This is a genomic window from Halomonas sp. CSM-2 (assembly GCF_002119345.1).
GTDB lineage: Bacteria > Pseudomonadota > Gammaproteobacteria > Pseudomonadales > Halomonadaceae > Vreelandella > Vreelandella janggokensis.
Genome location: NZ_NBYR01000001.1, coordinates 107,847 through 130,471, shown reverse-complemented (window position 1 = coordinate 130,471; position 22,625 = coordinate 107,847). Strand labels below are relative to the sequence as shown.

Here is a 22,625-nt window from a genome sequence, read left to right as displayed (position 1 = left end):
CCATGAACAAGCGTAACGACGTCGGCGATCTGGATATCAAGCATATCGATCCCACGCTGTATAACGAGGACCTCGCGCCACTGAAACCCCAGGACCGCAACTGGGGAGCGTTCGAGATATTCAACGTCTGGTCCAACGACATCCAGAGCCTTTTTGGCTATACCCTGGCCGCTTCGCTATTTTTGACTTACGGCCTCAATGGCTGGGCCGTCATGGCCGCCATCATCCTGGCGGGCGTGATCGTGATGTTTCTGGTCAACCTGACCGGCAAGCCCAGCGTCAAGTACGGCATTCCCTTTCCGGTGATGGTACGCGCCAGCATGGGCGTGCGTGGGGCCAACCTGCCCGCGATGCTGCGGGCGATTGTGGGGATTTTCTGGTACGGCGTGCAGACCTACTTTGCCTCTACCGCCATGACGCTGCTGCTGGCAGCGCTGTTCGGTGGCGGTGACGGCGCCACTTTCCTGGGATTATCCGGCTTAGCGTGGATATCGTTCATCATCGTCTGGCTGTTCCAGATCGCGATCTTCTGGGCGGGCATCGAGCGTATCAAGCACTTCCTCAACTGGGCAGGGCCGCTGGTTTACCTGGTCATGATCGCGCTCATGGTCATCGTCTGGGTCAAGGCTGGCAGCGAATTATTGCCTGCGATTGACACGATTTTCAGCGGCGGCGAAGCCGATACCACCACGCATCCAGTTAGTGCCTTCATGGCCATTGTGGGCACCATGGTGGCCTACTTCGCGGCAGTGGTGATCAACTTCGGCGACTTTACCCGCTTTGTGAAAACCGAACGCCAGATGAAGCTGGGCAACCTGCTGGGCTTGCCGCTTAACGTCGCGTTCTTCTCGTTTATCGCGCTGATCATCACGGCGGGCACGCTGGTCTTGTTCGGCGAGGCGTTGACCAACCCTTCCGACATTGTCGAACGTGTGGATAATCTGGCGTTGACGATCGTGGCCGCCCTGACCTTCTTCGCCGCCACCGTGGGCATCAACCTGGTGGCGAACTTTATTCCGCCCGCCTACGACCTCGCCAACCTCTTCCCCAGCAAGGTGAGCTTTAAACTGGGTGGCCTGATCACGGCGATCATCGCGTTTTTTGTTGGCGCGCTGTGGGTCTCGGTCATCAGCCAGATTGGCGTACCTGGGTTTGTGAATGCGGTGGGGGCCATCGTGGCCCCTTTCTACGGCATCATCGTGGTCGACTACTACCTGATCAAGCGCCAGCATTTGAATATGCAGGAGCTGTTTTCCTCCGACGCCAACGGTGCCTACTATTACACCAACGGCTGGAATACCCGTGCACTGATCGCCTTTGGCGTGGCAGCACTGTTCTCGATTTCCACTGTGCTGGTACCGGCGCTGGCAAGCCTGAATGGCTACGGCTGGTTAATGGGCGCGGGCCTCGGCGGGCTTTTCTACTACGGTTTGATGCGGCAGTTTAAGGTAGAGCCTACTCTTGCTGAGCAGAAGACAAGCTGAAATGAATTAGCCGGTGCTAGCGGCTAATGATTCTAAACGCCATCGGTTCAACGCCGATGGCGTTTTTTATATGTCGGTCTAAACCGGTCATTATGAAGCCCGTTAGTAGCCTCACATGGCAATTCATTTCGCGGTATTGAAGCCCAGTGTAATGAGCTTTTTTCAATCTACAGCGCATATTTTTCTGTCGGGCTGGTATTGCAATACCAATTAAGTGCAAGCCTCCTTAACCCCCAAAAATCTGCTGCAAATCGGGCACGTTCTCTTCCTCTTCGACCATCGAGAGCGAGGCTTCAATAGCTTTCAGATGACGGCTCATAAACGCGCTTGCGCGCTCGCCATTGCCGGTTTCCAGATAGCCGACCAGGTCGTCGTGGTCGTGGGATTCACAACCTAAGTGGCCGGGATGGCCATAGACGGCCAAGATCAGCGATGAACGTGAACACAGGCTTTCCACGAAGGCTGCCAGTGTCGCATTGCCGGAAAGCTGCGCTATGCGAACGTGAAAATCCGCCGACAGGCGTATCGCCACGCTCTGCTCGCCGTTGCGCAACGCCTGGCGCTCGCGCTTGGCCATGTCGCGTAGTTCCGCTGCTTCTTTGTCGCCCATGCGCCGCGCCACGTCGGGCATTAACCCGCATTCGATCAACTGGCGCGCATCAAACACATCCTTGGCTTCGTCGGCGGTGGGCCGGGTAACGCTGGCCCCACGGCGCGGCGTCAGGGTCACCAGTTGCTCCAGCGCCAGGCGCTGCAATATCTTGCGGATCCCGGTGCGGCTGATGCCGAACACATCGGCCAAGGCATCTTCACGCAGCCGTGCGCCGGGCTTAAGCCGCTGTTCAACAATCGCGTCGCTCACCGCGCGATAAATCGCCTCGTGGCGTTCATCGCCTTCCGCTTTCGACGCCGATCGCTTAACCGCCTGCGCATCACTCATCGACTCTCCTCATTGATCATTCGTCCCAGGCGGCGATGGTATCGCGTTCTTCATCGCTCATCTCGGTCATGTTACCTAACGGCATGTAGCGACTCTCGACCACCTGCTGTATGACCGCTTTGTGGGCCAGGATGTCGTCCCAGTCGTCGAACGCATAGTCGGCCGGTGGCGCGGAGAAACCGGCATGTTCAGGATTGCTTGCGTGGCACTGCATGCAGTGCTCCTCAATCAGCCCCGCTATCTGATTGTCGCCGACATCGCTGACCTGGGTGTCGCGATCTGATGGGTCAGCGGTTTGCGAATCCGGTGCCGCTACCCAAAACGCCAGGATGACCAGCACCACGCCAGCCGCCGGGTAGCCCCACTGCCGCTTGCCCGCGTGCAGTAGCACAAAAAACTGGCGGATAACGGCGCCTGCAAAGATCAGCAGCGACATCGCTACCCAGGCCAGCTCGTGGGAGTAAAGAAACGAGTAGTGGTTGCTGACCATCAGCAGTACCACGGGCAAGGTGAAGTAGGTGTTATGCACTGAGCGCTGCTTGCCGCGCTTGCCATCCAGAGGGTTGGGCGCATCGCCTGCTTTCATGGCCTTCACCATGCGCCGCTGGCCGGGGATAATCCAGAAGAACACATTCGCGGACATGGCGGTGGCCATCACGGCCCCGGTGAGCAGGAAGGCTGCCCGCCCGCCAAACAGCTGGGTGCTTAAATAGGCAACCACCACCATCATGACCGCCACAGCGATACTCAACAGGCCGTCGCGCTGCATGGTGGGGCTGATGCGTTTGCACAGCTGGTTGTAAACCACCCAGCCGCCGAGCAGGAACAGTAACGCCAGCAGGTTGGCCTGCCAGCCTGACATGTTGGCCGCCCACTGCCACGGGCTATCCGGGTTTATCAGGTAGAAGCCAGGGTTGACCATGTAGAGGATGACGAACAGGGCAAAGCCGGAAAGCCAGGTAGTGTAGGCTTTCCAGAACGACCAGTGCAGGTCGTTGGGCAGTTTGTCGGGGGCCGTGGTGTACTTCTGGTTATGATAGAAGCCACCGCCATGGACGGCCCACATCTCGCCAAAAATCCCCTTCTGGCGGTCCGCTTCGGCCTTTGGCGTACGCAGGCTGTTATCCAGCATCACGAAATAGATGGACTCACCGATCCAGGCGATGGCCGCAATTACATGCAGCCACCGCAGCAGCAGGTTAACCGCGTCTATCAAATACGTTTGCATCACTGGCCTCCGCCATCAGCTGCCACGATAGGTCGAGTACCCATAGGGCGAGAGCAATAGCGGTACGTGATAGTGCTGATCGGCATCCGCCACGCCGAAGCGGATGGGAATGACATCCAGGAAGCGCGGTTCAGCGGCGTCGACGCTCTTGGCGCGTAGGTAGTCGCCGGCATGGAAGCACAGCTCGTACTCGCCGGGTGTAAAAGCATCGCCTTCGAGAAGCGGTGTATCACAACGGCCATCCTGGTTGGTGATCACGGTGTGCAGATGCTGCCGCTCGCTGCCGTTTAGCCGCAGTATATCGATGGCAATGCCCTGGCCAGGGCAGCCGAGTGCGGTATCCAGCACGTGAGTCGTCAGATATCCCATGGTGGCTCCTTATTGCTTTTGTGTATCGCGGGTTCAGCGTCGCGTGTCGATGGCTGTAGAGTACCGTTAGCTTGTTTTATTGTATACATTGAGCCATCACACACTCAGCCTAGCCCGGAGCGCCCCATGCCCTCACCCGCCGCCGACTTATGCCTTCAACCCTGCCCGAGTGAGCTATCCCTTGACGCCTTTATCGAGCATTACGGCGATATCTACGAGCACTCTCCCTGGGTCGCTCAGGCAGCCTGGGAAACCGGCTTGACCTCGGCACATGACCACCCGGATGCCCTGGCTGACGCAATGGGCCTTCAACTCCAGCAGGCGAGCAGCGAAAAACAGATACGCGTTATTCAGGCGCACCCCGACCTCGCTGGCAAAGCCGCAATGGCAGGCAGATTGACCCAGGACTCTACCAGTGAACAGGCAGGGGCCGGGCTTGACCAATGCACGCCTGAAGAGTTTGCCCGCTTCGAGCAGCTTAACGCCGACTACAAGGAAAGATTCGGTTTTCCTTTTGTGATCGCCGTGAAAGGGCTGGACCGGTTCGCCATTTTGGAGGCATTCGCCAAGCGCCTCGAGAACGACGCAATGACAGAGCGCAAAACCGCCATCGAACAGATCATCCGCATCGCTAGGCTACGTCTTCGCGCACGGGCCGCGGAACAACAGCAATAGGTTTGGCGGCCTACCAACCGCTTGTATACAGCACCCAGCAAAAAAAACTGCGCTCTAAAAAGAGCGCAGTCATTAACCAAGGCGATTAAACGATAGTGACCAGGCTTACTGCTTGGCCGTCTCTACCGCTTTCTTGGTGGTATCTTCGGCCATTTTCTGGCTGTCTTTGATGAAGCTCTGGCTGATGGAAGTGACTTTTTCGCCATCCCCCTTCATGCGCTCCATCAGGTCGCTGGTAGCTTTCTGCTGGCTTTCCATTGCCTTCTTGAAGCTGTCGGCATCTTTCACGTCCAGCCAGGTGCGAGCCTGGGCAATGCTCAGATCCGAGTAGGCACGAACAGCGTCAAGCTGTGCGCTAACGATCTGATCATAGTAGTCCAGCGCTGTCAGCGTGTAAGAACGCATCGGCGATACAAAGATGGACTCGACTTGCTGGCTGGCTTTTTCGGCGGCTTTATTCATCGCGCTAACTCCTTAAAGTGAGTAACGACATAGGCGCGCCTTGGAAAGGGAATATCAGTAAGGTCAGCGCCTCTGCTACACCACACGTTAGCAGTCGATTTTGTGCAGTGCAACATAAATTTTCGACTAGGCGATATCCCGCACCGTGGCAGCCTTGCCGGCAATGCCATCGTGAACAGCCAGCATGCGCTTAAACCATTGATCCACAACGTCTTCTGCATCAACCAGCGACTCATTCGATACGGTATATGCCCACATCATGCTGCCAAATAACAGGTAATCAGCCCCCGCGGGCGAGTCGCCATCGATAAAGTCGGCGTCATTCAGTTGAGCGTAGACCGGCGCAAGCGCCTGCTTGAGTTGCGCCCGCCCCTTCTCGGGCTGGTGAAGCGATTCCAACGTGCAGCCAAAACGCGCCTCGCGGGTCTCACGGAAATAGTCGCGGTCGTCGGGATGGATCGCCGCCAGCAAGTCGAGCGCGACTATCTTGAACAGTGCGGGCGTCACGCTACGTTCAACATAATGCTTGAAGAACCGCGCCCGCTGATAGCTGGCCCCTTCGCCAAAAAGCGGCGCCTGGGGGTAGGTATCGTCAAGGTAGCGCATGATATCAAAACTGTCGGTCACCACTTGCTCACCATCCACCAGTACCGGCACCTTGTCGTGATTGGCAAACGCGATAGCGTCTTTTTCGAGAAACCGCCAGGGCTGGGTGGTAAATGAGAGGCCTTTATGGGCCAGCGCCATGCGCACTCGCCAGCAGAAGGGCGAAAAACGTAGTCGCTCGTCGCGACCACACAGATCATAGAGTTTGATTGCCACCGTCATCGTCTCCTTGTTGCTGTTGGTCATAGTGGTAGGACACCTTAACCCGACAATGGCCGCAAGTCTTCCACGACGCAAGCGCCTGCGATTAGCGGTGCAGTACTGACCCTCGACAGGCTAACCCTACTGTCTATTAGTCTAATGAGTAGCGCTCGATATCTTCTTAACAATTCTCCATAAAAAATAATATAAACAGCTACTTAACGAACAACAACAAGATTACAACATGACATCAGGACTGATCGTTATTGGTCATACCAATTTTCCACCAGTAGTCATAGTATCGGTAGCGCCGTATCTTTCGTTCTGACATCTAATGCCTTAAATACGGCGCGTCATTATTGTGGAGCACAACGGTTAATAACAAGGAGTCGAGTTCTTCCCATGAATGAATCATTTCTTGCCCTTCTGGCATTCACACCGCTGTTGTTAGCGGGAATATTGCTCATTGGCTTTAAAATACCCGCCAAGATCGCCATGCCCATCGTCTTCCTGGCGGCGGCCATTATCGGCCTGACCGCCTGGGACATGTCTTTGTCACGGATAGTTGCTTCGACGATCCAGGGGCTGATCCAAACGGCAGGGCTGTTGTGGATTATTTTCGGCGCGATCCTGCTTCTCAATACGCTCAAGCACTCGGGCGGTATCACTGCTATTCGTAACGGCTTTTCGGGTATCAGCCCCGACCGCCGCGTCCAGGCGCTGATCGTTGCCTGGCTGTTTGGCTGCTTTATTGAAGGGGCGTCCGGCTTTGGCACCCCCGCCGCTGTAGCCGCACCGCTGATGGTCGCTCTGGGATTCCCGGCGCTGGCGGCAGTTGTGGTCGGCATGATGATCCAGTCCACGCCCGTCTCCTTTGGCGCCGTGGGCACCCCGATCGTCGTCGGCGTGGGCAGTGGTCTTGACCGTGCAGGCATCACCTCTGAACTGGAATCCGTGGGGTCAACCTGGGATATCTTCTTCCAGCAGGTAACCAGCGGTGTGGCGGTCACCCACGGTATTGTCGGCATCCTGATGCCGCTGATTCTGGTCACGATCATGGTGCGTTTCTTCGGTGCCAACAGGTCGTGGAAAGAAGGCCTGTCGATTGTGCCCTTCGCCATCTTTACGGGTATTTCATTCGTCGTTCCGTATATGCTGGTGGGCGTGTTCCTGGGGCCAGAGTTTCCGTCCATGATCGGTGCGATGGTGGGTCTCGCAATCGTCGTACCGGCAGCACGCAAAGGCTTTCTGCTGCCCAAGGACACCTGGGACTTCCCCGAGTCGACCTCATGGCCCGACGAGTGGATCGGCAACCTGCAGATCAAGCTTGAAGACGTTGTCGGGCAGGCACCGATGTCGACCTTCAAGGGCTGGGTGCCTTATGTGCTGCTGGCTGTCTTCCTGGTGGCGTCGCGCACCATTGAGCCGCTGCAAGCGGCACTGACCTCGTTGAGCCTGAGCTGGTCGAATATCCTCGGCGAGGAAGGTATCAGCGGCAGTATTCAGCCGCTCTACCTGCCGGGCGGCATCATTCTGGCAGTGGTGGCCGTCACCTTCTTTATTCACCAGATGAATGCCCGCAAGATGAGCGCGGCACTATCTGAATCCACCAAAACCATTTTTGGCGCGGGCTTCGTACTGATTTTTACCGTGCCGATGGTACGAATCTTGATCAACTCAGGGGTTAACGGTGCTGATATCGCGTCCATGCCGGTGATGATGGCGCAGGCCGTTGCCAGCGGCGTGGGTGATATCTATCCGTTCTTCGCACCAGCTGTGGGTGCCATGGGCGCCTTTATTGCCGGTTCGAACACCGTGTCCAATCTGATGCTGGCCGAGTTTCAGTTCAGTGTCGCGGAAACCCTTGGCCTGTCCACCGCCATGATGGTGGCACTGCAAGCCGTTGGGGCAGCCGCCGGTAACATGATTGCGATTCACAACGTGGTCGCTGCGTCGGCAACGGTTGGGCTATTAGGCCGCGAAGGGGCTACCATTCGTAAGACGATCCTGCCGACGATCTATTACCTGGTCGCCACAGGCTTGATCGGCTTGATTGCCTTTTATGTACTGGGTGTTACCGACCCGCTTGTCGGGTCGTAATCCTCAACCCCATGACGTCGCCGGGGGAAACCTCGGCGACATTATGCAAAAGCTTTCCACCATCATCAGGATGGATTTATGGAAATCTTTTCCATAACATAGAGCCACGGACTTCCCACGCTCTCCTCATCTTCAGGAGCTATCATGAACATCCTCTTTGATGAGCGCCTCGATGGCGAACTGGTTCGCCGCGATAAAACCGAGGTGTTGACCGACCTGCAGCAGGCAGTGCCTTCGCTTACCTTACTCCACCGCGAAGAGGATCTTCGACCGTTTGAGTGCGATGGCCTGGCGGCTTACCGGATTTTGCCGATGCTGGTGGCGCTACCCGGGACCCTTGAAGAAGTGGAAGGGTTGCTCAAACGCTGCCACGCTCTCGGCGTGCCGGTGGTCACGCGCGGCGCGGGCACCGGGCTTTCCGGGGGCGCGCTGCCTCTGGAACGCGGCGTGCTGCTGGTCATGTCCCGCTTCAATCAGATTCTCAAGGTCGACCCCGAAGCGCGCCTTGCAAGGGTGCAACCCGGCGTACGCAACCTGGCGATCTCCGAAGCCGCCGCCCCCTATGGGCTTTACTACGCCCCCGACCCGTCGTCACAGATCGCCTGCTCGATTGGCGGCAATGTGGCCGAGAACGCTGGCGGCGTGCATTGCCTGAAATACGGCCTGACTGTTCACAACGTGATGCGCGTCGACATACTGACCATCGAAGGTGAACGCATGACACTGGGCGCCGAGGCGCTCGATGCGCCAGGCTTTGACCTGCTCGCGCTGATGAACGGTTCTGAAGGCATGCTCGGGGTCGTCACCGAAATCACCGTCAAGCTATTGCCCAAGCCGGAAACCGCCAAGGTCCTGATGGCCAGCTTCGACGACGTCGAGAAAGCAGGTCGCGCAGTAGGCGATATCATCGCCGCAGGCATTATTCCCGGCGGCCTGGAAATGATGGACAAGTTGGCCATCAAGGCTGCCGAGGATTTCGTCAAGGCGGGCTACCCGCTGGATGCCGAAGCCATTCTGCTGTGCGAACTCGACGGCGTGGAAGCCGATGTGGACGACGACTGCGACACCGTTCGCCGCGTGCTTATCGACGCCGGGGCCACCGACATTCAGCAGGCCCGCGATGAGGCCGAACGCGCCAAGTTCTGGGCGGGCCGCAAGAATGCCTTCCCGGCGGTTGGCCGGATGTCGCCGGATTACTACTGCATGGATGGCACTATTCCGCGACGAGAATTGCCAAGGGTGCTCAAGGGCATTGCCGCGCTGTCCGAAGAAAGCGGCCTGCTGGTGGCCAATGTGTTTCACGCCGGCGACGGCAATATGCACCCGCTGATTCTGTTCGATGCCAACAAGGAGGGCGAACTGGCGCTGGCGGAAGATGTCGGCGGCAAGATACTGGAATTGTGCGTGGCCGCTGGCGGGTCGATCACCGGCGAGCATGGCGTAGGCCGGGAAAAGATCAACCAGATGTGCAGCCAGTTCCAGCCCGACGAGCTGACCGTTTTTCATGCCTTGAAAGCGGCGTTTGACCCGCTGCGGTTGCTCAATCCGGGCAAAAATATTCCTACTCTGGCGCGCTGCGCCGAGTTCGGCGCGATGCACGTCCATAACAACGAATTACCGCATCCTGAACTGCCACGTTTCTAATGCGCCAGGTAAAGACCCTGACTAGGAAAGACCATGACTAACACCGTGACTCACACTACGGATGGCGACATCGCCGAGGCGCTGTGCGACCAGGTCCGCGAGGCCCACGCCTCACGCACACCGTTGCGCATTGTCGGCGGCGACACCCGGGCCTTCTATGGCCGCCCGGTGGAAGGCCAAGCGCTCAACCTTGCCGGTCACAGCGGCATTGTCGACTATGACCCGGTCGAGCTGGTGGTCACCGTTCGCGCCGGTACCCGGTTAAGCGCACTAGACGCCGAATTGGCCAAGAACCATCAAATGCTCGCCTTTGAGCCGCCTGCCTTTGGCGAGGCCAGCACCATTGGCGGCGCTGTGGCTACCGGGCTTTCCGGCCCACGCCGGCCCTGGGCAGGCGCCGCTCGCGATTTCGTTCTCGGCACACGGGTCATTACCCAGGAAGGCAAACTGCTGCGCTTTGGCGGCGAGGTAATGAAGAACGTCGCCGGTTACGATTTCTCCCGCCTCATGGCAGGCGCACAAGGCACGCTGGGCGTGCTGGCCGATATCTCCTTCAAGGTACTGCCGTTGCCCAGCGCCAGCCACAGCTTGCGCCTGTCAATGGGTATCGACGATGCGCTGAAGAAGCTCGCCGAGCTTGGCCGTCAGCCGCTGCCGATCACGGCCGCTGCCTGGCATCAGGACGAGCTTTTTATCCGCCTGGAAGGTGGTCATAGCTCGGTGAAAGCCACGCGTGAACGCCTGGGCGGTGACGACCTTGATGCCAGCTTCTGGCAGCAGTTGCGCGACCATCAGCACGCGTTTTTCACCCCAAATGAAGGCCAGGTACTGTGGCGGCTGTCGCTGCCACCCAACACACCGCCTCTGGCGTTGGGTATCGACGACGCTGATATGTTCTACGATTGGGGCGGTAGCCAGCGCTGGGTGAAGACATCGCTGGATGCCGATACGCTTCGCGATGCCTGCCATACCGCCGGTGGCCACGCCACCTGCTATACCCCCTATGCGCAAGGTGGCACGCAAAGCCCCTTTACGCCGCTGCCCAGCGTGGTGGAAAAATACCACCGCAACTTGAAAGCGGAACTAGACGCCCACGGCATTTTTAACCCGGGACGTCTCTATGCGGCGTTTTAATCAGGAGAGCTGACATGCAAACGCAGTTTACCGATGCCGACCTTGAAAAGCCGCACATCCAGGAAGCCGACCGCGTGCTGCGCACCTGTGTGCACTGCGGCTTCTGTAACGCCACCTGCCCAACCTATCAGTTGCTGGGCGATGAGCGCGACGGTCCTCGTGGTCGCATCTACTTGATGAAGGAGCTACTTGAGAGTCGTGATGACGACGATCAGGTCACCGAAGAAACCCGCCTGCACCTGGACCGCTGCCTCACCTGCCTTAACTGCGAGACCACCTGCCCGTCAGGCGTGGAGTATCACAAGCTGCTCAATATTGGCCGGGCCGAAATTGAGCGTCGCGTACCGCGACCGGCTGCCGAGCGGGCGCAGCGTTATGCACTACGCAAAATGCTGGTCGAGCCGCAGCGCTTCAAGGCACTGCTGGCGCTGGGCCAAACTTTCAAACCCCTGGTACCCGGCAAGCTACGCAGCAAAATGCCGGGCGCGCCAGTCGATGCGGGTCAGCGGCCGAGTACCCAGCACAGTCGTCAGGTATTGATGCTGGAAGGCTGCGTCCAGCCAGGTCTATCGCCCAACACCAATGCCGCCACCGCAAGGATCCTCGACCGTTTGGGCATCAGCGTGACGCCGGTATCCGAGGTGGGCTGCTGCGGCGCGATCGACTTCCACCTCAATGCCCAGCAAGCTGGCCTCGCCCGTGTGCGGGCCAATATTGACGCCTGGTGGCCACACGTTGAGCAAGGTGCCGAAGCCATCGTGCAAACCGCCAGCGGCTGCGGCGCCTTCGTCAAAGAGTATGGCGAAATGCTCAAAGACGACCCGGACTATGCCGACAAGGCCGAGAAAATCAGCGCCCTGGCAAAGGACATCGTCGAAGTGCTGCGTGACGAACCGCTTGAGTCACTGGATGTGCAAGCCAGCCAGCGGCTGGCGTTTCACTGCCCCTGCACGCTGCAGCACGCTCAGAAGCTCAACGGCGCGGTTGAAGGTGTGCTGACCAAGCTTGGCTTTGCACTGACTCCGGTGCAGGATGCTCACCTATGCTGCGGCTCGGCGGGCACTTATTCGATCACCCAGCCTGAACTGGCGACCCAGCTACGCGACAATAAACTCAACGCTCTGGAAGCGGGCAATCCGGAAATGATTGTCACCGCCAACATTGGCTGCCAAACCCACCTGGCCGGTGCCAACCGCACGCCGGTACGCCATTGGGTGGAAATCGTCGACGCTGCGTTACACTGATTCCACACATCACATTATCCCGTGCCAAGCGAATGGCACGGGCATGTTTAACGGCAAACCAACCAAAGGACCACCTGATGCAAACTAAAGCTGTCTTATCCCAAGCAGACGTTACCCACGTACTTGATGCCGCCCAAAAAGAAGCCGACAGCAATGGCTGGGCGGTGACCATCGCCGTCGCTGATGATGGTGGTCATCTGCTTGCCCTACGCCGCCTGGACGGCGCGGCGCCCTTCAGCGCCGATGTGGCCACCCAGAAAGCACGCAGTGCGGCGGTAGGTCGCAAAGAAACCCAGGTCTTTGAAGAGATGATCAACGGCGGCCGTACCGCCTTTGTATCCGCACCACTTCAAGGGCTGCTCTCCGGCGGCGTGCCGATTATCGTCGACGGCCAGGTGGTCGGCTCGGTAGGTATTTCCGGCGTCAAACCGGACCAGGACGTTCAGGTCGCCAAAGCGGGCGTGGGTGCGATTGCCTGAGTTAGCGGCTGTATAAAGCACATACGAAAAACCCCGGATCGATGATCCGGGGTTTTTTTAAATTCGTTCGGTATAAAACCGATAATTCTGGCTGCTGGAGATAAAAGCTGCGTAATGGCGGACCGGACGAGACTCGAACTCGCGACCTCCGGCGTGACAGGCCGGCATTCTAACCAACTGAACTACCGGTCCGCTGTATCGCACTGATATCTAGCAGGGTATTGCATCATTACCATTTGAGTACGCCAAGCGATTCAAATGGTGGGTGGTACTGGGTTCGAACCAGTGACCCCCAGCTTGTAAGGCTGGTGCTCTCCCAACTGAGCTAACCACCCAGCGAATTGGCATCATTAGCTGAACTTTGCCAATTGAATTTTTACCGCTTGTTTATCGTGGCGGACCGGACGAGACTCGAACTCGCGACCTCCGGCGTGACAGGCCGGCATTCTAACCAACTGAACTACCGGTCCACATACGACAAAACATGGAAAACAAACGAAAAAGTGACGATGGCGGACCGGACGAGACTCGAACTCGCGACCTCCGGCGTGACAGGCCGGCATTCTAACCAACTGAACTACCGGTCCGCTGTATCGCACTGCTAACGCTAGGTGCTTTCCTTACTGCAACGTTTCCAGGCCATCAAGAGATGGTGGGTGGTACTGGGTTCGAACCAGTGACCCCCAGCTTGTAAGGCTGGTGCTCTCCCAACTGAGCTAACCACCCGCTGGTCACGTGGCGCTGCATTCTACAGTAGATGCGAAGGAAGTCAACAGACTATGTCAAAATACTGCGTCCAGATACTGTCCTTACAACGACTGTTTCCAACGCAATTTTCCAAACGCCTCACTGCGGCGATTGAGCGCGCACGAAGGATGCCCCATGAGCCGCTGCCTCGTCAATCAAAATCGTCTGATCAAGCCCCGATGCCCGGCGGGGTTTGAAGTCGTGATCGCCATCGGTCAACCAGGTCACGCGGGCATTATCCGGTAGCGCATACCCCGCGACTTCATCACGATTCCCCAGCGGATCGCGCTCGCCCTGAAGTATGAGCGCCGGCACCGGCACCTTCGACCAGTGCGCCAGGCGCAGTCTGTCGGGCGCTTTGGGGGGATGAAAGGGATAACCGGCAATCACCAGCCCGGGGCAAGGCTGCTCGCTTGCCAGCATGCTCGCCACACGGCCCCCCATGGATTTACCCCCCAGCCATAGCGGCTTGATCGTTAGCGGCGACAGGCAAGCATACCAACGCGCCAGTTCAGCAACGCTCCGTTCGATGGCGGGCGGTGGGCGGCGTTTGCCCGTCGCCTGCATTTGCTGCATGTAGCCCAGATCAAAGGTAATCACCTGCAGCCCCCTTCGCGCGAGTGCACTGGCAAACTGCTGCATGAAGGCCGAACGCTGCCCGGCACCCGCTCCATGAGCGAGCAGTAGGCAGCCGAGGTCTGCCTGGCCATAAAGCCTGAGCGGCCCCAGGCCCTCCCGCCAAAAACAGCCTTCGGCCTGCTCGGCGACCGCTTCAGCCAGCAACTGCTGGCTGACGACTTTTTCCTCTGGCCATTGCGCGTCCAACTCACCCCTCCTGTGTCGCTTGTTCGGTAACGGGCTTTTCCTTGACGTGGCTCAACGTTGCCTCGTGCGGCACTCGCTACCATGAATCAATACTCAGTCTGGAGCCCTGCCTCATGCCTGCCCCTATTCATTCAGCGCCTGGTAATCCACTCGCGTCGCCGGTGTGGGCCCCTGACCGCCTCCATCGCTATGCGAAAAGCGGACCGCGCTATACATCCTACCCGACCGCGCTATCCTTTGACGCGGCGTTCACTGCCGACGAGTTTAGCGCGGCACTGCAACGCAGTAACGAAGCTCAACGACCACTATCACTGTATGTGCACGTCCCCTTCTGCCGCAAAGTCTGCTTTTACTGTGCGTGCAACAAGATCGCGACCAAAAACACCGCGCTCGCCGCGCCCTACCTCGCAAGGCTCGACACGGAAATGGCGTTGACAGCGCAGCATCTGGATACCCGACGCCCGGTTGAACAGCTCCACTGGGGCGGTGGCACACCGACGTTTCTGACTCTCGATCAAATGAGCGAACTGGTGGATAAGCTGGATGCGCACTTCGGGCTTTCAGACGCCCCTGAGCGCGACTATGCCATCGAAATCGACCCTCGCGAAGCCGATGTGCTGACGCTGCGTCATCTACAGTCACTGGGTTTCAATCGCTTGAGCCTGGGCGTACAAGACCTCGATCCACGGGTTCAAAAGGCGATCAATCGCCCCCAGCCGCGGGCGCTAACCGAAACGTTGATGGACGAAGCCCATCGACTGGGCTTCCGTTCGTTAAACCTCGACTTGATTTACGGCCTGCCCAGACAAACCCCAGACAGCTTTGCACAAACCCTTCGCCAGGTGATCGAGCTGAACCCCGCACGCCTGTCGGTCTTCAATTACGCCCATTTGCCCCAGCGCTTCCCTCCACAGCGACGGATCCTTGATGCCGAGCTACCCAGTCACAACGAAAAGCTGGCGATGCTGCGCATCACGATTGAATTGCTCACAACCGCCGGCTACGTGCATATCGGCATGGACCATTTTGCCCGCCCTGATGACAGCCTGGCCATCGCCCAGCGTCACGGTACGCTACAACGCAACTTTCAAGGTTATTCCAGCCACGCCCAATGCGACCTTATCGGCCTTGGGGTCTCCGCCATTTCACGCCTGAATGACAGCTACGCACAAAACAAAAGCACGCTTGAGCACTACGAGGCGGCGATTGACCAAGGGCAACTGGCCACACAACGCGGCATACGGCTATGTCGAGACGACCTGCTTCGCCGTGAAGCCATCGAGCGTTTAATGTGCGATATGCGGCTCGACTTGTCAGCGCTCAGTGAGCGCTGGCAGGTCGATGCGCAAGATTATTTTCAATCGGCCTTAAACGCCCTGGAGCAGGCGCAACACGACGGCTTGATCGATATCCGCGGCAGTTTACTGGAGGTGACGCCTGTCGGACGCCTGTTAATACGCCACCTGGCCATGGCCTTTGATGCACGCTTGCTTTCTCAAACCGACAACCACTACTCGAATATTGTTTAGCAGTTGTTATTCATGGGCACACGCTTCCATAATGAACATACGAATTCTCTTTTGGAGACTCTTATGCTGGAAGCCCCGCAACGGCGGCGCGCAGTCCTGCACGAAGCACGCTGCCAGACCTGCAGCTTGAGTTCGCTGTGCCTGCCGCTGGCACTGGAGCTTGAGGATATCGATCAATTTGACGCGATCATTCGGCGACGCGCCCCCCTCAAGAAAGGAGAGCATCTGTTTTATCAGGGGGATGCCTTCAACAGTGTCTATGCGGTGCGCTCTGGTAGCCTCAAGCAGGTCACCAGCGAAGGTGGCGGGCATGACCAACTGACCAACTTTTACCTGCCCAGTGAATTGGTGGGGCTTGATGCTATCGATGAGCCGCACTACCCCGGCAGCGTAATCGCCTTGGAAACCACCACTGTGTGTGAGATTCCCTTTGACCGCCTTGACCAACTGTCTGAGAAACTGCCCGAGTTACGCGGCCAGATATATCGCAGTATGAGCAAAGAACTGCGCAATGACCGGCGAATGATGCGTCTGCTATCGGGCAAGACCGCTGATCAGCGATTGGCAACCTTCCTGGTCACGCTTTCCGATCGCTTCCGTCGCCGGGGTTACTCGCCCTATAGCTTCCGTCTTTCCATGCCCAGGGCTGATATCGGCAACTACCTGGGCCTTGCCGTTGAGACCGTCAGCCGGATTGTCAGTCGCTTCCAGTCCCAGGACGTGGTCGCCATTTCCGGTCGTGAGGTAAACATTCTCGACATGGCGAAGCTTCAACGACTCGCCGAAGAAGAGCCCGCTTAACCGACGTTGAGCGCCTGAATACGCCCCGCCCTCAATTCCGCCTGCTTGGCCTCCAGCCCGGCAAAGTCGAACAGGTCGCGGTCGGCCAGCTGTGAAGGCGCGACGTTGGTGACGGCCTTGAACATGCTTTCCAGGCGGCCAGGGTGTTTCTTGTTCCATTCGGCCAACATTTCCTTGACCACCTGGCGCTGCATATTGGGCTGGGAGCCGCACAGGTTGCAGGGGATAATGGGAAACGCCATCAAACGCGCGTACTCGGCAATATCCGCTTCTTTGCAGTAGGCCAGCGGCCGGATGACGATATTCTTGCCATCGTCGGAGAGCAGCTTGGGCGGCATTGATTTCAAACTGCCACCGAAAAACATGTTCAAAAACAGCGTTTCCAGGATATCTTCCCGGTGATGCCCCAGGGCAATCTTGGTCGCACCGATTTCCTCGGCAAAGCCATACAGCGACCCGCGCCGCAAGCGCGAACACAGCGCGCAGGTGGTTTTGCCTTCGGGGGTTTTCTCCTTCACCACCGAATAGGTATCACGTTCCAGAATGTGGTAGTCCACACCGCGTTGCTCGAGATAGGTCGGCAGCACATGCTCGGGAAACCCCGGCTGTTTCTGGTCCATGTTGACGGCTATCAGCGAGAAGTTGACCGGTGCGTTGCGCTGCAGGCTGAGCAGCATTTCCAGCATGGTATAGCTATCCTTGCCACCGCTCAGGCACACCATGACGCGGTCACCTTCGTCGATCATGCGATAGTCGATAATCGCATTGCCCGCTTCACGGCGGAGCCGCTTTTGCAGCTTATTGAACTCGCGTTTTTGTCTGACATCTTGGGACTCCGAAGTGTCAGCCGCTTCGGATAAGCTGGATGTCGCGTCGGCAGTCGCCAACGCTGGGTCAAAATGAACAGGATCATGTTGCATGGTAATAGCACTGCCGATGGTAAGAGAAGCAGCCGTTATTCTAGCAACTCACAGCGCAATGACCCAATCGCAGGCCGCTATGAAACAGTATCTACCTCGTTACGCTGCAGACGAAGGTACAAGAGCGCGCTGGCTGTGGCGTCTTCCAGTGCCCGCTGAGGCGTCTTACTGGGCACTTGCCAGCAGTCAAGCGCACGTGCCAGCTCGGCCGCGTGTTCCGCCTGGGGATGTAGACGACGCAGATGGCGCTGATGCAGCTTGGTAACATCCACCCGGGCATTGGGCAGGCCAAACCCCAAATGATGGCGAAGCGCCTGCTCAAGCGGGGCGAGACGCTGGTCGAGTTGCCAGCCAATGATTGGCCGATTACCGATAAACTCAACCAGCGAGCGCAGGCTTTCAATGTTCAACGGTTTGGTCGCCTCGACGCTATACAGCAGTTGATGGCGCCGCTCGGCGGCATCACTTCCGCACGCGTCTTCAATGAGCGCTGCCACCCAGGCACGACTGGTCAGCACCTGATGCTGGCGCAGTGTGACCGCTGCTACGCTCATGACGCCATGGTGAGCAAAGCATGCCAATGCCACCAGCTCATTGCCCAGGTAGGGCTGGAAGAGCCATGCGTAGGGAGAAGCTGCATAACGGCGGCGCTCGCTTCCTCTGCGCAGCATGCCGCCAAGCCAAGCGAAAGGGGCGTCCAGATAGTGTCGACTGATCACGAATACTCCAAATGGTAACGATGCGAGAGACGCTGCTTGAAATCCTTGACGATATGCAGCGCTTCGCGCAGTAAATCGCGCTCCAACGACGATAATTCCTGCACCACGACGCGGTTGGATCGCTCCTGTTGGTCACCGGAGCCGTCGTTGGTAATGTCGTCCAGTTGCTGTTTGAGCCGCAACTCGCTAAACAGCGCCAGGGCTTCGCCAAGGTCATCGGCAAAACGACGGTTGAGTCGCCCGTCCTCTGCCAGTGCATCCAGACGCTCAAATGTCGAGGTGGCATGAATACGCCGTTCAAGCGCCAGTGTGCGAACACCATGGACAATGGGAAAAATGCCGCCTTTCTTGATATCGATACCGTGCTGGGGCTTCTTTAGCGAACCGAACAGCGTCAGCGGCGTGGAAAAGCGCAGCGCGGTGCGGGCGAAGTAAGACAGCAGCAACTCATCCCGCGAGCAGCGCTCGAACAGCTCTTCGCGCACGCTTTCCAGCAGGCTCGGATTGCCCGCCACGCCGTGGGAGTCAAGCATGATGGCAAGTTTCATCAGACTGTCACCGTCCCGCGCGCTGGCCCAGCGCGCAATGCGCCCTTTCCATTCACTCACCGTGGCGACCCAGTCCGGGTTCGACACCATGATATTACCCGGGCACGGCGGATAACCCAGCTCGATCAGGGTCGAGGTAAGCCGTTGCATGTCGTCGTGCACCGCGGTCCAGTCTGCATCATCGGCCAGAATCAGCCCATTATCCTGATCGGTCTTGAGAATTTGTTCGCCGCGCCCCTCACTGCCCATGACCATCATGCAGCTGTCTTGGTGTTGCGCCGCATCAATCGTGAACTCCCAGGCCTTGCTCATGATGCGACCGTTCAGTGCCGCCAGCAGATCCATCGCAAAACGCAGCTTCACACCCTGGGCCATCAGCGCGCTGACCAATTCGGGCGTGCGGTGGCTGGCAGTTGCCAACTCGGTCAAGTCATGGGCCTGCTCAACCTGGAGACTGACCACATAACTGCGACTGGAGAAATAACTCAGCACATCGGTCAACTCGACGACGCCGACGACCTGTTTATCGTCTACCACCACGACACGCGTTACCTTGTGACGCGTCATGCTGACCAGCGCTTCAAACAAGTATTGATCGGACTTCACCGTCACCAGGGTATATTGGGCGATATCGGCAAGCGCCGTGGTCACCGGGCGCTGCGACAGCACAATGGCATTGAGCAGGTCGGTCTTGGTCACCATACCCGTCTGGCTGGAGGCATCGACCAGCAAACTGTCGGCATGGCTGTCGCTGAGCGTGCGCACGGCCTTGTCGATATCCGCGTTGGCAGGCAGAAGAAGCGGTGCGCGCATGCATTCGCTGACGCGGGCCAGCATGAAGCCCGCCATCGTCACGCCGCCTTCGGCGCGCTTTTCGGTCAACAGGCGAGCTTTATGGGCCAGTGACTGGCGGAAGAACTGGCTAAACTCGGGGTACTTCTGACACAGCGTCTTGAATAACGCTTTGGGCATCAGGTAACAAAGGCATTCCTGCTCCGCTTGAAAGCGGTAGCGGCTTTTACCGTTCAATATACTGATTGCGCCAAATAAGTCGCCTGCCGTGTAGTGCCCGATACGTGACATGGACGATGGCAAGGTAGGGTCCAGTTCAGCGACCTCCCCCCTGTGGATCAAATAGACGTACTCGCCAGCCTGGCCTGTCTCGACAATAATATCGTGGCGTTCAAAATAGGCGAGGTCCATGCCACGACGCACGTGATCCTTGCCCTCGTCATCCAGCAGTGAAAACGGGGGCTGGGAAAGGTCTACATCTACCATGGGCATGACCTCATTAGAATAATGCGGAGTCAGATAACCTGACGGTCTCAACTACATCTCACAACCACTCTTCTCAACCAGTCTCTCAACTACTACTTTGGGTTATTGCGCTAATGTCTAATGCGCTTTATTTACGTTGTCGGCATGTCACTGACAAAACAAATCGTCCCTTTTAGACTTATTAAAAAAGCGGGCTTTCCATCTTCTGAACATAGCAAACATCGCCCTATACTCCCCACCTAGACCATCGTCCCATGCAGCTAATAAAACTTTGCACGATAGCGTCAAAAACCCACAAAAAGGCTCATTTTCAACTGATTGGATACCTTTTGTTCACCACCAAAGTTTATTGATACCAAAGTCTGGGATTTAATTTTTGCATTTATTGCCCAGTATTGTCAGTGAGTCATGCAGGGTAATCGCACGTCGTTGCACCACTCAAAGTCCTTCTTAGCCAAGTGACGTGTTAACGAACAGCTGATTCATGACATCACAAAAAGCGAGTGGATCTAAAACGTGCGATTGACCTGATGGGTCAACCGCTATTCCGAGTGAACTTTCCAACCTAAAAAACACTAGTGGAGAGCAACACAATGGCAGACGACAAATCCAATGCTGCTGAATACTGGAAAGCCAACGTCCGTACCATTATTGGATGCTTGGCTGTCTGGGCATTCGTCTCATACGGCTGCGCTATTCTCTTTCGCCCGCTACTGGCCTCAATCCCTGTCGGTGGGACCGACCTGGGCTTCTGGTTTGCTCAGCAAGGGTCAATTCTCACCTTCATCGCCTTGATCTTTTTCTATGCCTGGAAAATGAACAAGCTCGACGAAAAATTTGGCCTAGGGGAGTAAGCCGGTATGAGCCAATTTGCAATCAACCTGCTCTTCGTAGGTGCCTCCTTTGCCTTGTATATAGGCATTGCGATCTGGGCACGTGCGGGATCGACAAAAGACTTCTATGTCGCTGGCGGCGGCGTCCACCCGATCACCAACGGGATGGCAACCGCCGCGGACTGGATGTCAGCGGCATCTTTCATTTCAATGGCGGGTCTTCTGGCCTCTGGTGGCTACGCCAACTCTACCTTCCTGATGGGCTGGACTGGCGGCTACGTCATTCTCGCCATGCTGCTTGCGCCCTACCTGCGTAAGTTCGGCAAGTTTACCGTTCCCGACTTTATCGGTGACCGCTTCTACAGCAACACGGCCCGTCTGGTAGCGGTTATCTGTTTGATCGTGGCTTCGGTGACTTACGTTATCGGTCAGATGACCGGTGCGGGTGTGGCGTTCTCTCGCTTCCTCGAAGTGCCCAACACCGCCGGCATCTGGATTGCGGCAGCGATCGTATTCCTGTACGCCGTTTTCGGTGGCATGAAGGGCATCACCTATACCCAGGTCGCGCAGTATGTCGTCCTGATCATTGCCTATACCATCCCGGCGGTATTCATTGCCATGCAGCTGACAGGCAACCCCATCCCGATGTTTGGCATGTTCAGCACGCATACTGAATCGGGTCTTCCGCTGCTGGAGAAACTCGATGACGTAGTGAACGCGCTGGGTTTCCGGGACTACACGGCTGACGTCGACAACAAGCTCAACATGGTGCTGTTTACCCTGTCGCTGATGGTCGGTACCGCGGGCCTGCCCCACGTCATCATTCGCTTCTTCACCGTACCGAAGGTCGCTGACGCACGCTGGTCAGCCGGCTGGGCGTTGGTGTTCATCGCGCTACTTTACCTCACCGCACCGGCGGTTGGTTCCATGGCGCGCTTGAACCTCGCCACGACGATCTACCCGGAAATGGCAGGGCAAGTAGAAGACTATGACGCCGCTGCGGAACAGGCACTTGTCTACGAGGATCGCCCTGGCTGGATCCGCACCTGGGAAGAAACCGGCCTCATCAACTTTGACGACAAGAACAATGATGGTCGCATTCAGGTCTACAACGACAGCAATGAAGAATATGCCGAAATTGCTGAGTCACGTGGCTGGGAAGGGAGCGAGCTGACCGTCAATAACGATATTCTTGTACTCGCCAACCCCGAAATTGCCAACCTGCCCGGCTGGGTCATTGGCTTGATTGCAGCAGGCGGTATCGCCGCGGCGCTGTCCACGGCAGCCGGTCTTCTGCTTGCGATCTCGTCGGCCATCAGCCACGATTTGATCAAGACCATGATCAATCCCAAAATCACCGAGAAAGGTGAAATGTTGGCCGCCCGTATTTCCATGGCGGGTGCCATCCTGGTAGCAACGTACCTTGGCCTTAACCCACCCGGGTTTGCCGCGCAAACAGTGGCTCTGGCCTTCGGTATCGCGGGTGCCTCGCTGTTCCCCGCGTTGATGATGGGTATCTTCTCCAAGAAGATGAACAACTCAGGCGCCGTTGCCGGTATGCTGGCTGGTCTGGGCTGTACCCTGCTGTACATCTTCACCTACCTGGGCTGGCTGTTCATCCCCGACACCAACATGCTGGCCAACACCCAGGAAAACTGGCTGTTCGGCATTTCGCCGCTGTCCTTCGGTGCGGTCGGCGCAATGATCAACTTCGCCGTGGCCTTCCTGGTCTGCAAGGTGACCAACGAGCCTCCGCAGGAGATTCAGGACCTGGTCGAAAGCGTTCGCTACCCGAAAGGCGCTGGCGTTGCCGTTGACCATTAAGTCATAATCATCCCTTACCTGCCGACCCAAGGGTC

Annotated in this window: 20 protein-coding genes and 5 tRNA genes; 11 read left to right on the top strand and 14 right to left on the bottom strand. The window is 57.5% G+C overall.

Going from position 1 to position 22,625, the window contains the following annotated elements:
• Window positions 1-2: 2 nt before the first annotated feature.
• A complete protein-coding gene (locus tag B7L15_RS00615) occupies window positions 3-1,484 on the top strand; it encodes an NCS1 family nucleobase:cation symporter-1 (protein WP_085917117.1) in 1,482 nt (493 codons plus the stop codon).
• Window positions 1,485-1,710: 226 nt separating this feature from the next.
• Here the strand turns inward: B7L15_RS00615 and B7L15_RS00610 are convergent, their stop codons facing one another.
• Genes B7L15_RS00610 through uraH form a run of 3 tightly spaced genes read right to left on the bottom strand, consistent with a single transcriptional unit; the run spans window position 1,711 to window position 4,021 of the window.
• Window positions 1,711-2,424 (bottom strand): GntR family transcriptional regulator, encoded by a 714-nt coding sequence (locus tag B7L15_RS00610; RefSeq protein ID WP_085917116.1) that lies wholly within the window; start codon window positions 2,422-2,424, stop codon window positions 1,711-1,713.
• A gap of 16 nt (window positions 2,425-2,440) precedes the next feature.
• Window positions 2,441-3,652: a urate hydroxylase PuuD gene (locus B7L15_RS00605; RefSeq protein WP_085917115.1), complete on the bottom strand. Its 1,212-nt coding sequence runs from the start codon at window positions 3,650-3,652 to the stop codon at window positions 2,441-2,443.
• A gap of 15 nt (window positions 3,653-3,667) precedes the next feature.
• Window positions 3,668-4,021, bottom strand: a complete 354-nt coding sequence (gene uraH, locus B7L15_RS00600; RefSeq protein WP_085917114.1) for a hydroxyisourate hydrolase — start codon at window positions 4,019-4,021, stop codon at window positions 3,668-3,670.
• A 126-nt stretch (window positions 4,022-4,147) separates the two neighbouring features.
• Between uraH and uraD the strand changes: the two genes are divergently transcribed.
• Complete coding sequence (uraD, locus tag B7L15_RS00595) at window positions 4,148-4,696, top strand: 2-oxo-4-hydroxy-4-carboxy-5-ureidoimidazoline decarboxylase (protein WP_085917113.1); 549 nt, start codon at window positions 4,148-4,150, stop codon at window positions 4,694-4,696.
• Window positions 4,697-4,801: 105 nt separating this feature from the next.
• Here the strand turns inward: uraD and B7L15_RS00590 are convergent, their stop codons facing one another.
• Together B7L15_RS00590 and B7L15_RS00585 are read right to left on the bottom strand one after the other, a co-directional pair.
• On the bottom strand, window positions 4,802-5,158 hold the full coding sequence (locus tag B7L15_RS00590) for a phasin family protein (RefSeq protein WP_085917112.1): 357 nt from the start codon (window positions 5,156-5,158) through the stop codon (window positions 4,802-4,804).
• A 126-nt stretch (window positions 5,159-5,284) separates the two neighbouring features.
• Window positions 5,285-5,980, bottom strand: coding sequence for a glutathione S-transferase family protein (locus B7L15_RS00585; protein WP_085917280.1), 696 nt, complete (start codon window positions 5,978-5,980; stop codon window positions 5,285-5,287).
• Between the two features lie 387 nt (window positions 5,981-6,367).
• Between B7L15_RS00585 and B7L15_RS00580 the strand changes: the two genes are divergently transcribed.
• The 5 genes from B7L15_RS00580 to B7L15_RS00560 all read left to right on the top strand — a co-directional run bounded on the left by B7L15_RS00580 (window position 6,368) and on the right by B7L15_RS00560 (window position 12,566).
• Window positions 6,368-8,065 carry an L-lactate permease gene (locus B7L15_RS00580; RefSeq protein WP_085917111.1) on the top strand — a complete coding sequence of 566 codons (1,698 nt, stop codon included), beginning with the start codon at window positions 6,368-6,370 and terminating at the stop codon, window positions 8,063-8,065.
• 144 nt (window positions 8,066-8,209) lie between these two features.
• A complete protein-coding gene (glcD, locus tag B7L15_RS00575) occupies window positions 8,210-9,709 on the top strand; it encodes a glycolate oxidase subunit GlcD (RefSeq protein ID WP_085917110.1) in 1,500 nt (499 codons plus the stop codon).
• Between the two features lie 33 nt (window positions 9,710-9,742).
• A complete protein-coding gene (gene glcE, locus B7L15_RS00570; RefSeq protein WP_085917109.1) occupies window positions 9,743-10,843 on the top strand; it encodes a glycolate oxidase subunit GlcE in 1,101 nt (366 codons plus the stop codon).
• Window positions 10,844-10,857: 14 nt separating this feature from the next.
• On the top strand, window positions 10,858-12,087 hold the full coding sequence (gene glcF / locus B7L15_RS00565) for a glycolate oxidase subunit GlcF (protein WP_085917108.1): 1,230 nt from the start codon (window positions 10,858-10,860) through the stop codon (window positions 12,085-12,087).
• A 77-nt stretch (window positions 12,088-12,164) separates the two neighbouring features.
• The gene (locus B7L15_RS00560) at window positions 12,165-12,566 is read left to right on the top strand and encodes a heme-binding protein (RefSeq protein ID WP_085917107.1); all 402 of its coding nucleotides are present in this window, start codon (window positions 12,165-12,167) and stop codon (window positions 12,564-12,566) included.
• Between the two features lie 115 nt (window positions 12,567-12,681).
• On the opposite strand, the gene B7L15_RS00555 is transcribed toward B7L15_RS00560, so the two are convergent.
• The 6 genes from B7L15_RS00555 to B7L15_RS00530 form a co-directional block, all read right to left on the bottom strand.
• Window positions 12,682-12,758 (bottom strand) — tRNA-Asp (locus tag B7L15_RS00555).
• 67 nt (window positions 12,759-12,825) lie between these two features.
• Window positions 12,826-12,901 (bottom strand) — tRNA-Val (locus B7L15_RS00550).
• A 58-nt stretch (window positions 12,902-12,959) separates the two neighbouring features.
• A tRNA-Asp gene (locus B7L15_RS00545) sits at window positions 12,960-13,036 on the bottom strand.
• A 40-nt stretch (window positions 13,037-13,076) separates the two neighbouring features.
• Window positions 13,077-13,153 (bottom strand) — tRNA-Asp (locus tag B7L15_RS00540).
• Window positions 13,154-13,216: 63 nt separating this feature from the next.
• Window positions 13,217-13,292 (bottom strand) — tRNA-Val (locus B7L15_RS00535).
• Between the two features lie 120 nt (window positions 13,293-13,412).
• Complete coding sequence (locus tag B7L15_RS00530; protein WP_085917106.1) at window positions 13,413-14,138, bottom strand: alpha/beta fold hydrolase; 726 nt, start codon at window positions 14,136-14,138, stop codon at window positions 13,413-13,415.
• A 113-nt stretch (window positions 14,139-14,251) separates the two neighbouring features.
• On the opposite strand from B7L15_RS00530, the gene hemN reads away from it, so the two are divergent.
• Both hemN and fnr read left to right on the top strand, forming a co-directional pair.
• Window positions 14,252-15,667: an oxygen-independent coproporphyrinogen III oxidase gene (gene hemN / locus B7L15_RS00525; RefSeq protein WP_085917105.1), complete on the top strand. Its 1,416-nt coding sequence runs from the start codon at window positions 14,252-14,254 to the stop codon at window positions 15,665-15,667.
• 63 nt (window positions 15,668-15,730) lie between these two features.
• Complete coding sequence (fnr, locus tag B7L15_RS00520; RefSeq protein ID WP_085917104.1) at window positions 15,731-16,468, top strand: fumarate/nitrate reduction transcriptional regulator Fnr; 738 nt, start codon at window positions 15,731-15,733, stop codon at window positions 16,466-16,468.
• Here fnr and ttcA read toward each other — a convergent pair.
• The 3 genes from ttcA to B7L15_RS00505 all read right to left on the bottom strand — a co-directional run bounded on the left by ttcA (window position 16,465) and on the right by B7L15_RS00505 (window position 19,933).
• A complete protein-coding gene (ttcA, locus tag B7L15_RS00515; protein ID WP_085917103.1) occupies window positions 16,465-17,388 on the bottom strand; it encodes a tRNA 2-thiocytidine(32) synthetase TtcA in 924 nt (307 codons plus the stop codon). The two genes, fnr and ttcA, sit on opposite strands and share 4 nt — an antisense overlap.
• Before the next feature lie 77 nt (window positions 17,389-17,465).
• A complete protein-coding gene (locus B7L15_RS00510; protein ID WP_233337279.1) occupies window positions 17,466-18,107 on the bottom strand; it encodes a DNA polymerase III subunit epsilon in 642 nt (213 codons plus the stop codon).
• Window positions 18,104-19,933 (bottom strand): putative nucleotidyltransferase substrate binding domain-containing protein, encoded by a 1,830-nt coding sequence (locus B7L15_RS00505; protein ID WP_085917102.1) that lies wholly within the window; start codon window positions 19,931-19,933, stop codon window positions 18,104-18,106. The genes B7L15_RS00510 and B7L15_RS00505 overlap by 4 nt, the downstream gene beginning before the upstream one ends.
• Window positions 19,934-20,526: 593 nt before the next feature.
• Between B7L15_RS00505 and B7L15_RS00500 the strand changes: the two genes are divergently transcribed.
• Both B7L15_RS00500 and B7L15_RS00495 read left to right on the top strand, forming a co-directional pair.
• Window positions 20,527-20,787, top strand: coding sequence for a DUF4212 domain-containing protein (locus B7L15_RS00500; RefSeq protein WP_066318397.1), 261 nt, complete (start codon window positions 20,527-20,529; stop codon window positions 20,785-20,787).
• 6 nt (window positions 20,788-20,793) lie between these two features.
• Entirely contained in the window at window positions 20,794-22,590 is a 1,797-nt protein-coding gene (locus B7L15_RS00495) for a sodium:solute symporter family protein (RefSeq protein WP_085917101.1), read from the top strand.
• Window positions 22,591-22,625: the final 35 nt, after the last annotated feature.

Bases quoted from the DNA above. Each gene is read 5' to 3' on its own strand.
- glcE (WP_085917109.1), top strand. From the start codon at position 9,743: ATGACTAACACCGTGACTCACACTACGGATGGCGACATCGCCGAGGCG.
- B7L15_RS00505 (WP_085917102.1), bottom strand. From the start codon at position 19,933: ATGGTAGATGTAGACCTTTCCCAGCCCCCGTTTTCACTGCTGGATGAC.
- uraH (WP_085917114.1), bottom strand. From the start codon at position 4,021: ATGGGATATCTGACGACTCACGTGCTGGATACCGCACTCGGCTGCCCT.
- B7L15_RS00560 (WP_085917107.1), top strand. From the start codon at position 12,165: ATGCAAACTAAAGCTGTCTTATCCCAAGCAGACGTTACCCACGTACTT.
- B7L15_RS00590 (WP_085917112.1), bottom strand. From the start codon at position 5,158: ATGAATAAAGCCGCCGAAAAAGCCAGCCAGCAAGTCGAGTCCATCTTT.
- B7L15_RS00610 (WP_085917116.1), bottom strand. From the start codon at position 2,424: ATGAGTGATGCGCAGGCGGTTAAGCGATCGGCGTCGAAAGCGGAAGGC.
- glcF (WP_085917108.1), top strand. From the start codon at position 10,858: ATGCAAACGCAGTTTACCGATGCCGACCTTGAAAAGCCGCACATCCAG.
- B7L15_RS00580 (WP_085917111.1), top strand. From the start codon at position 6,368: ATGAATGAATCATTTCTTGCCCTTCTGGCATTCACACCGCTGTTGTTA.
- fnr (WP_085917104.1), top strand. From the start codon at position 15,731: ATGCTGGAAGCCCCGCAACGGCGGCGCGCAGTCCTGCACGAAGCACGC.
- B7L15_RS00615 (WP_085917117.1), top strand. From the start codon at position 3: ATGAACAAGCGTAACGACGTCGGCGATCTGGATATCAAGCATATCGAT.
- hemN (WP_085917105.1), top strand. From the start codon at position 14,252: ATGCCTGCCCCTATTCATTCAGCGCCTGGTAATCCACTCGCGTCGCCG.
- B7L15_RS00605 (WP_085917115.1), bottom strand. From the start codon at position 3,652: ATGCAAACGTATTTGATAGACGCGGTTAACCTGCTGCTGCGGTGGCTG.
- uraD (WP_085917113.1), top strand. From the start codon at position 4,148: ATGCCCTCACCCGCCGCCGACTTATGCCTTCAACCCTGCCCGAGTGAG.
- ttcA (WP_085917103.1), bottom strand. From the start codon at position 17,388: ATGCAACATGATCCTGTTCATTTTGACCCAGCGTTGGCGACTGCCGAC.
- B7L15_RS00495 (WP_085917101.1), top strand. From the start codon at position 20,794: ATGAGCCAATTTGCAATCAACCTGCTCTTCGTAGGTGCCTCCTTTGCC.
- glcD (WP_085917110.1), top strand. From the start codon at position 8,210: ATGAACATCCTCTTTGATGAGCGCCTCGATGGCGAACTGGTTCGCCGC.
- B7L15_RS00500 (WP_066318397.1), top strand. From the start codon at position 20,527: ATGGCAGACGACAAATCCAATGCTGCTGAATACTGGAAAGCCAACGTC.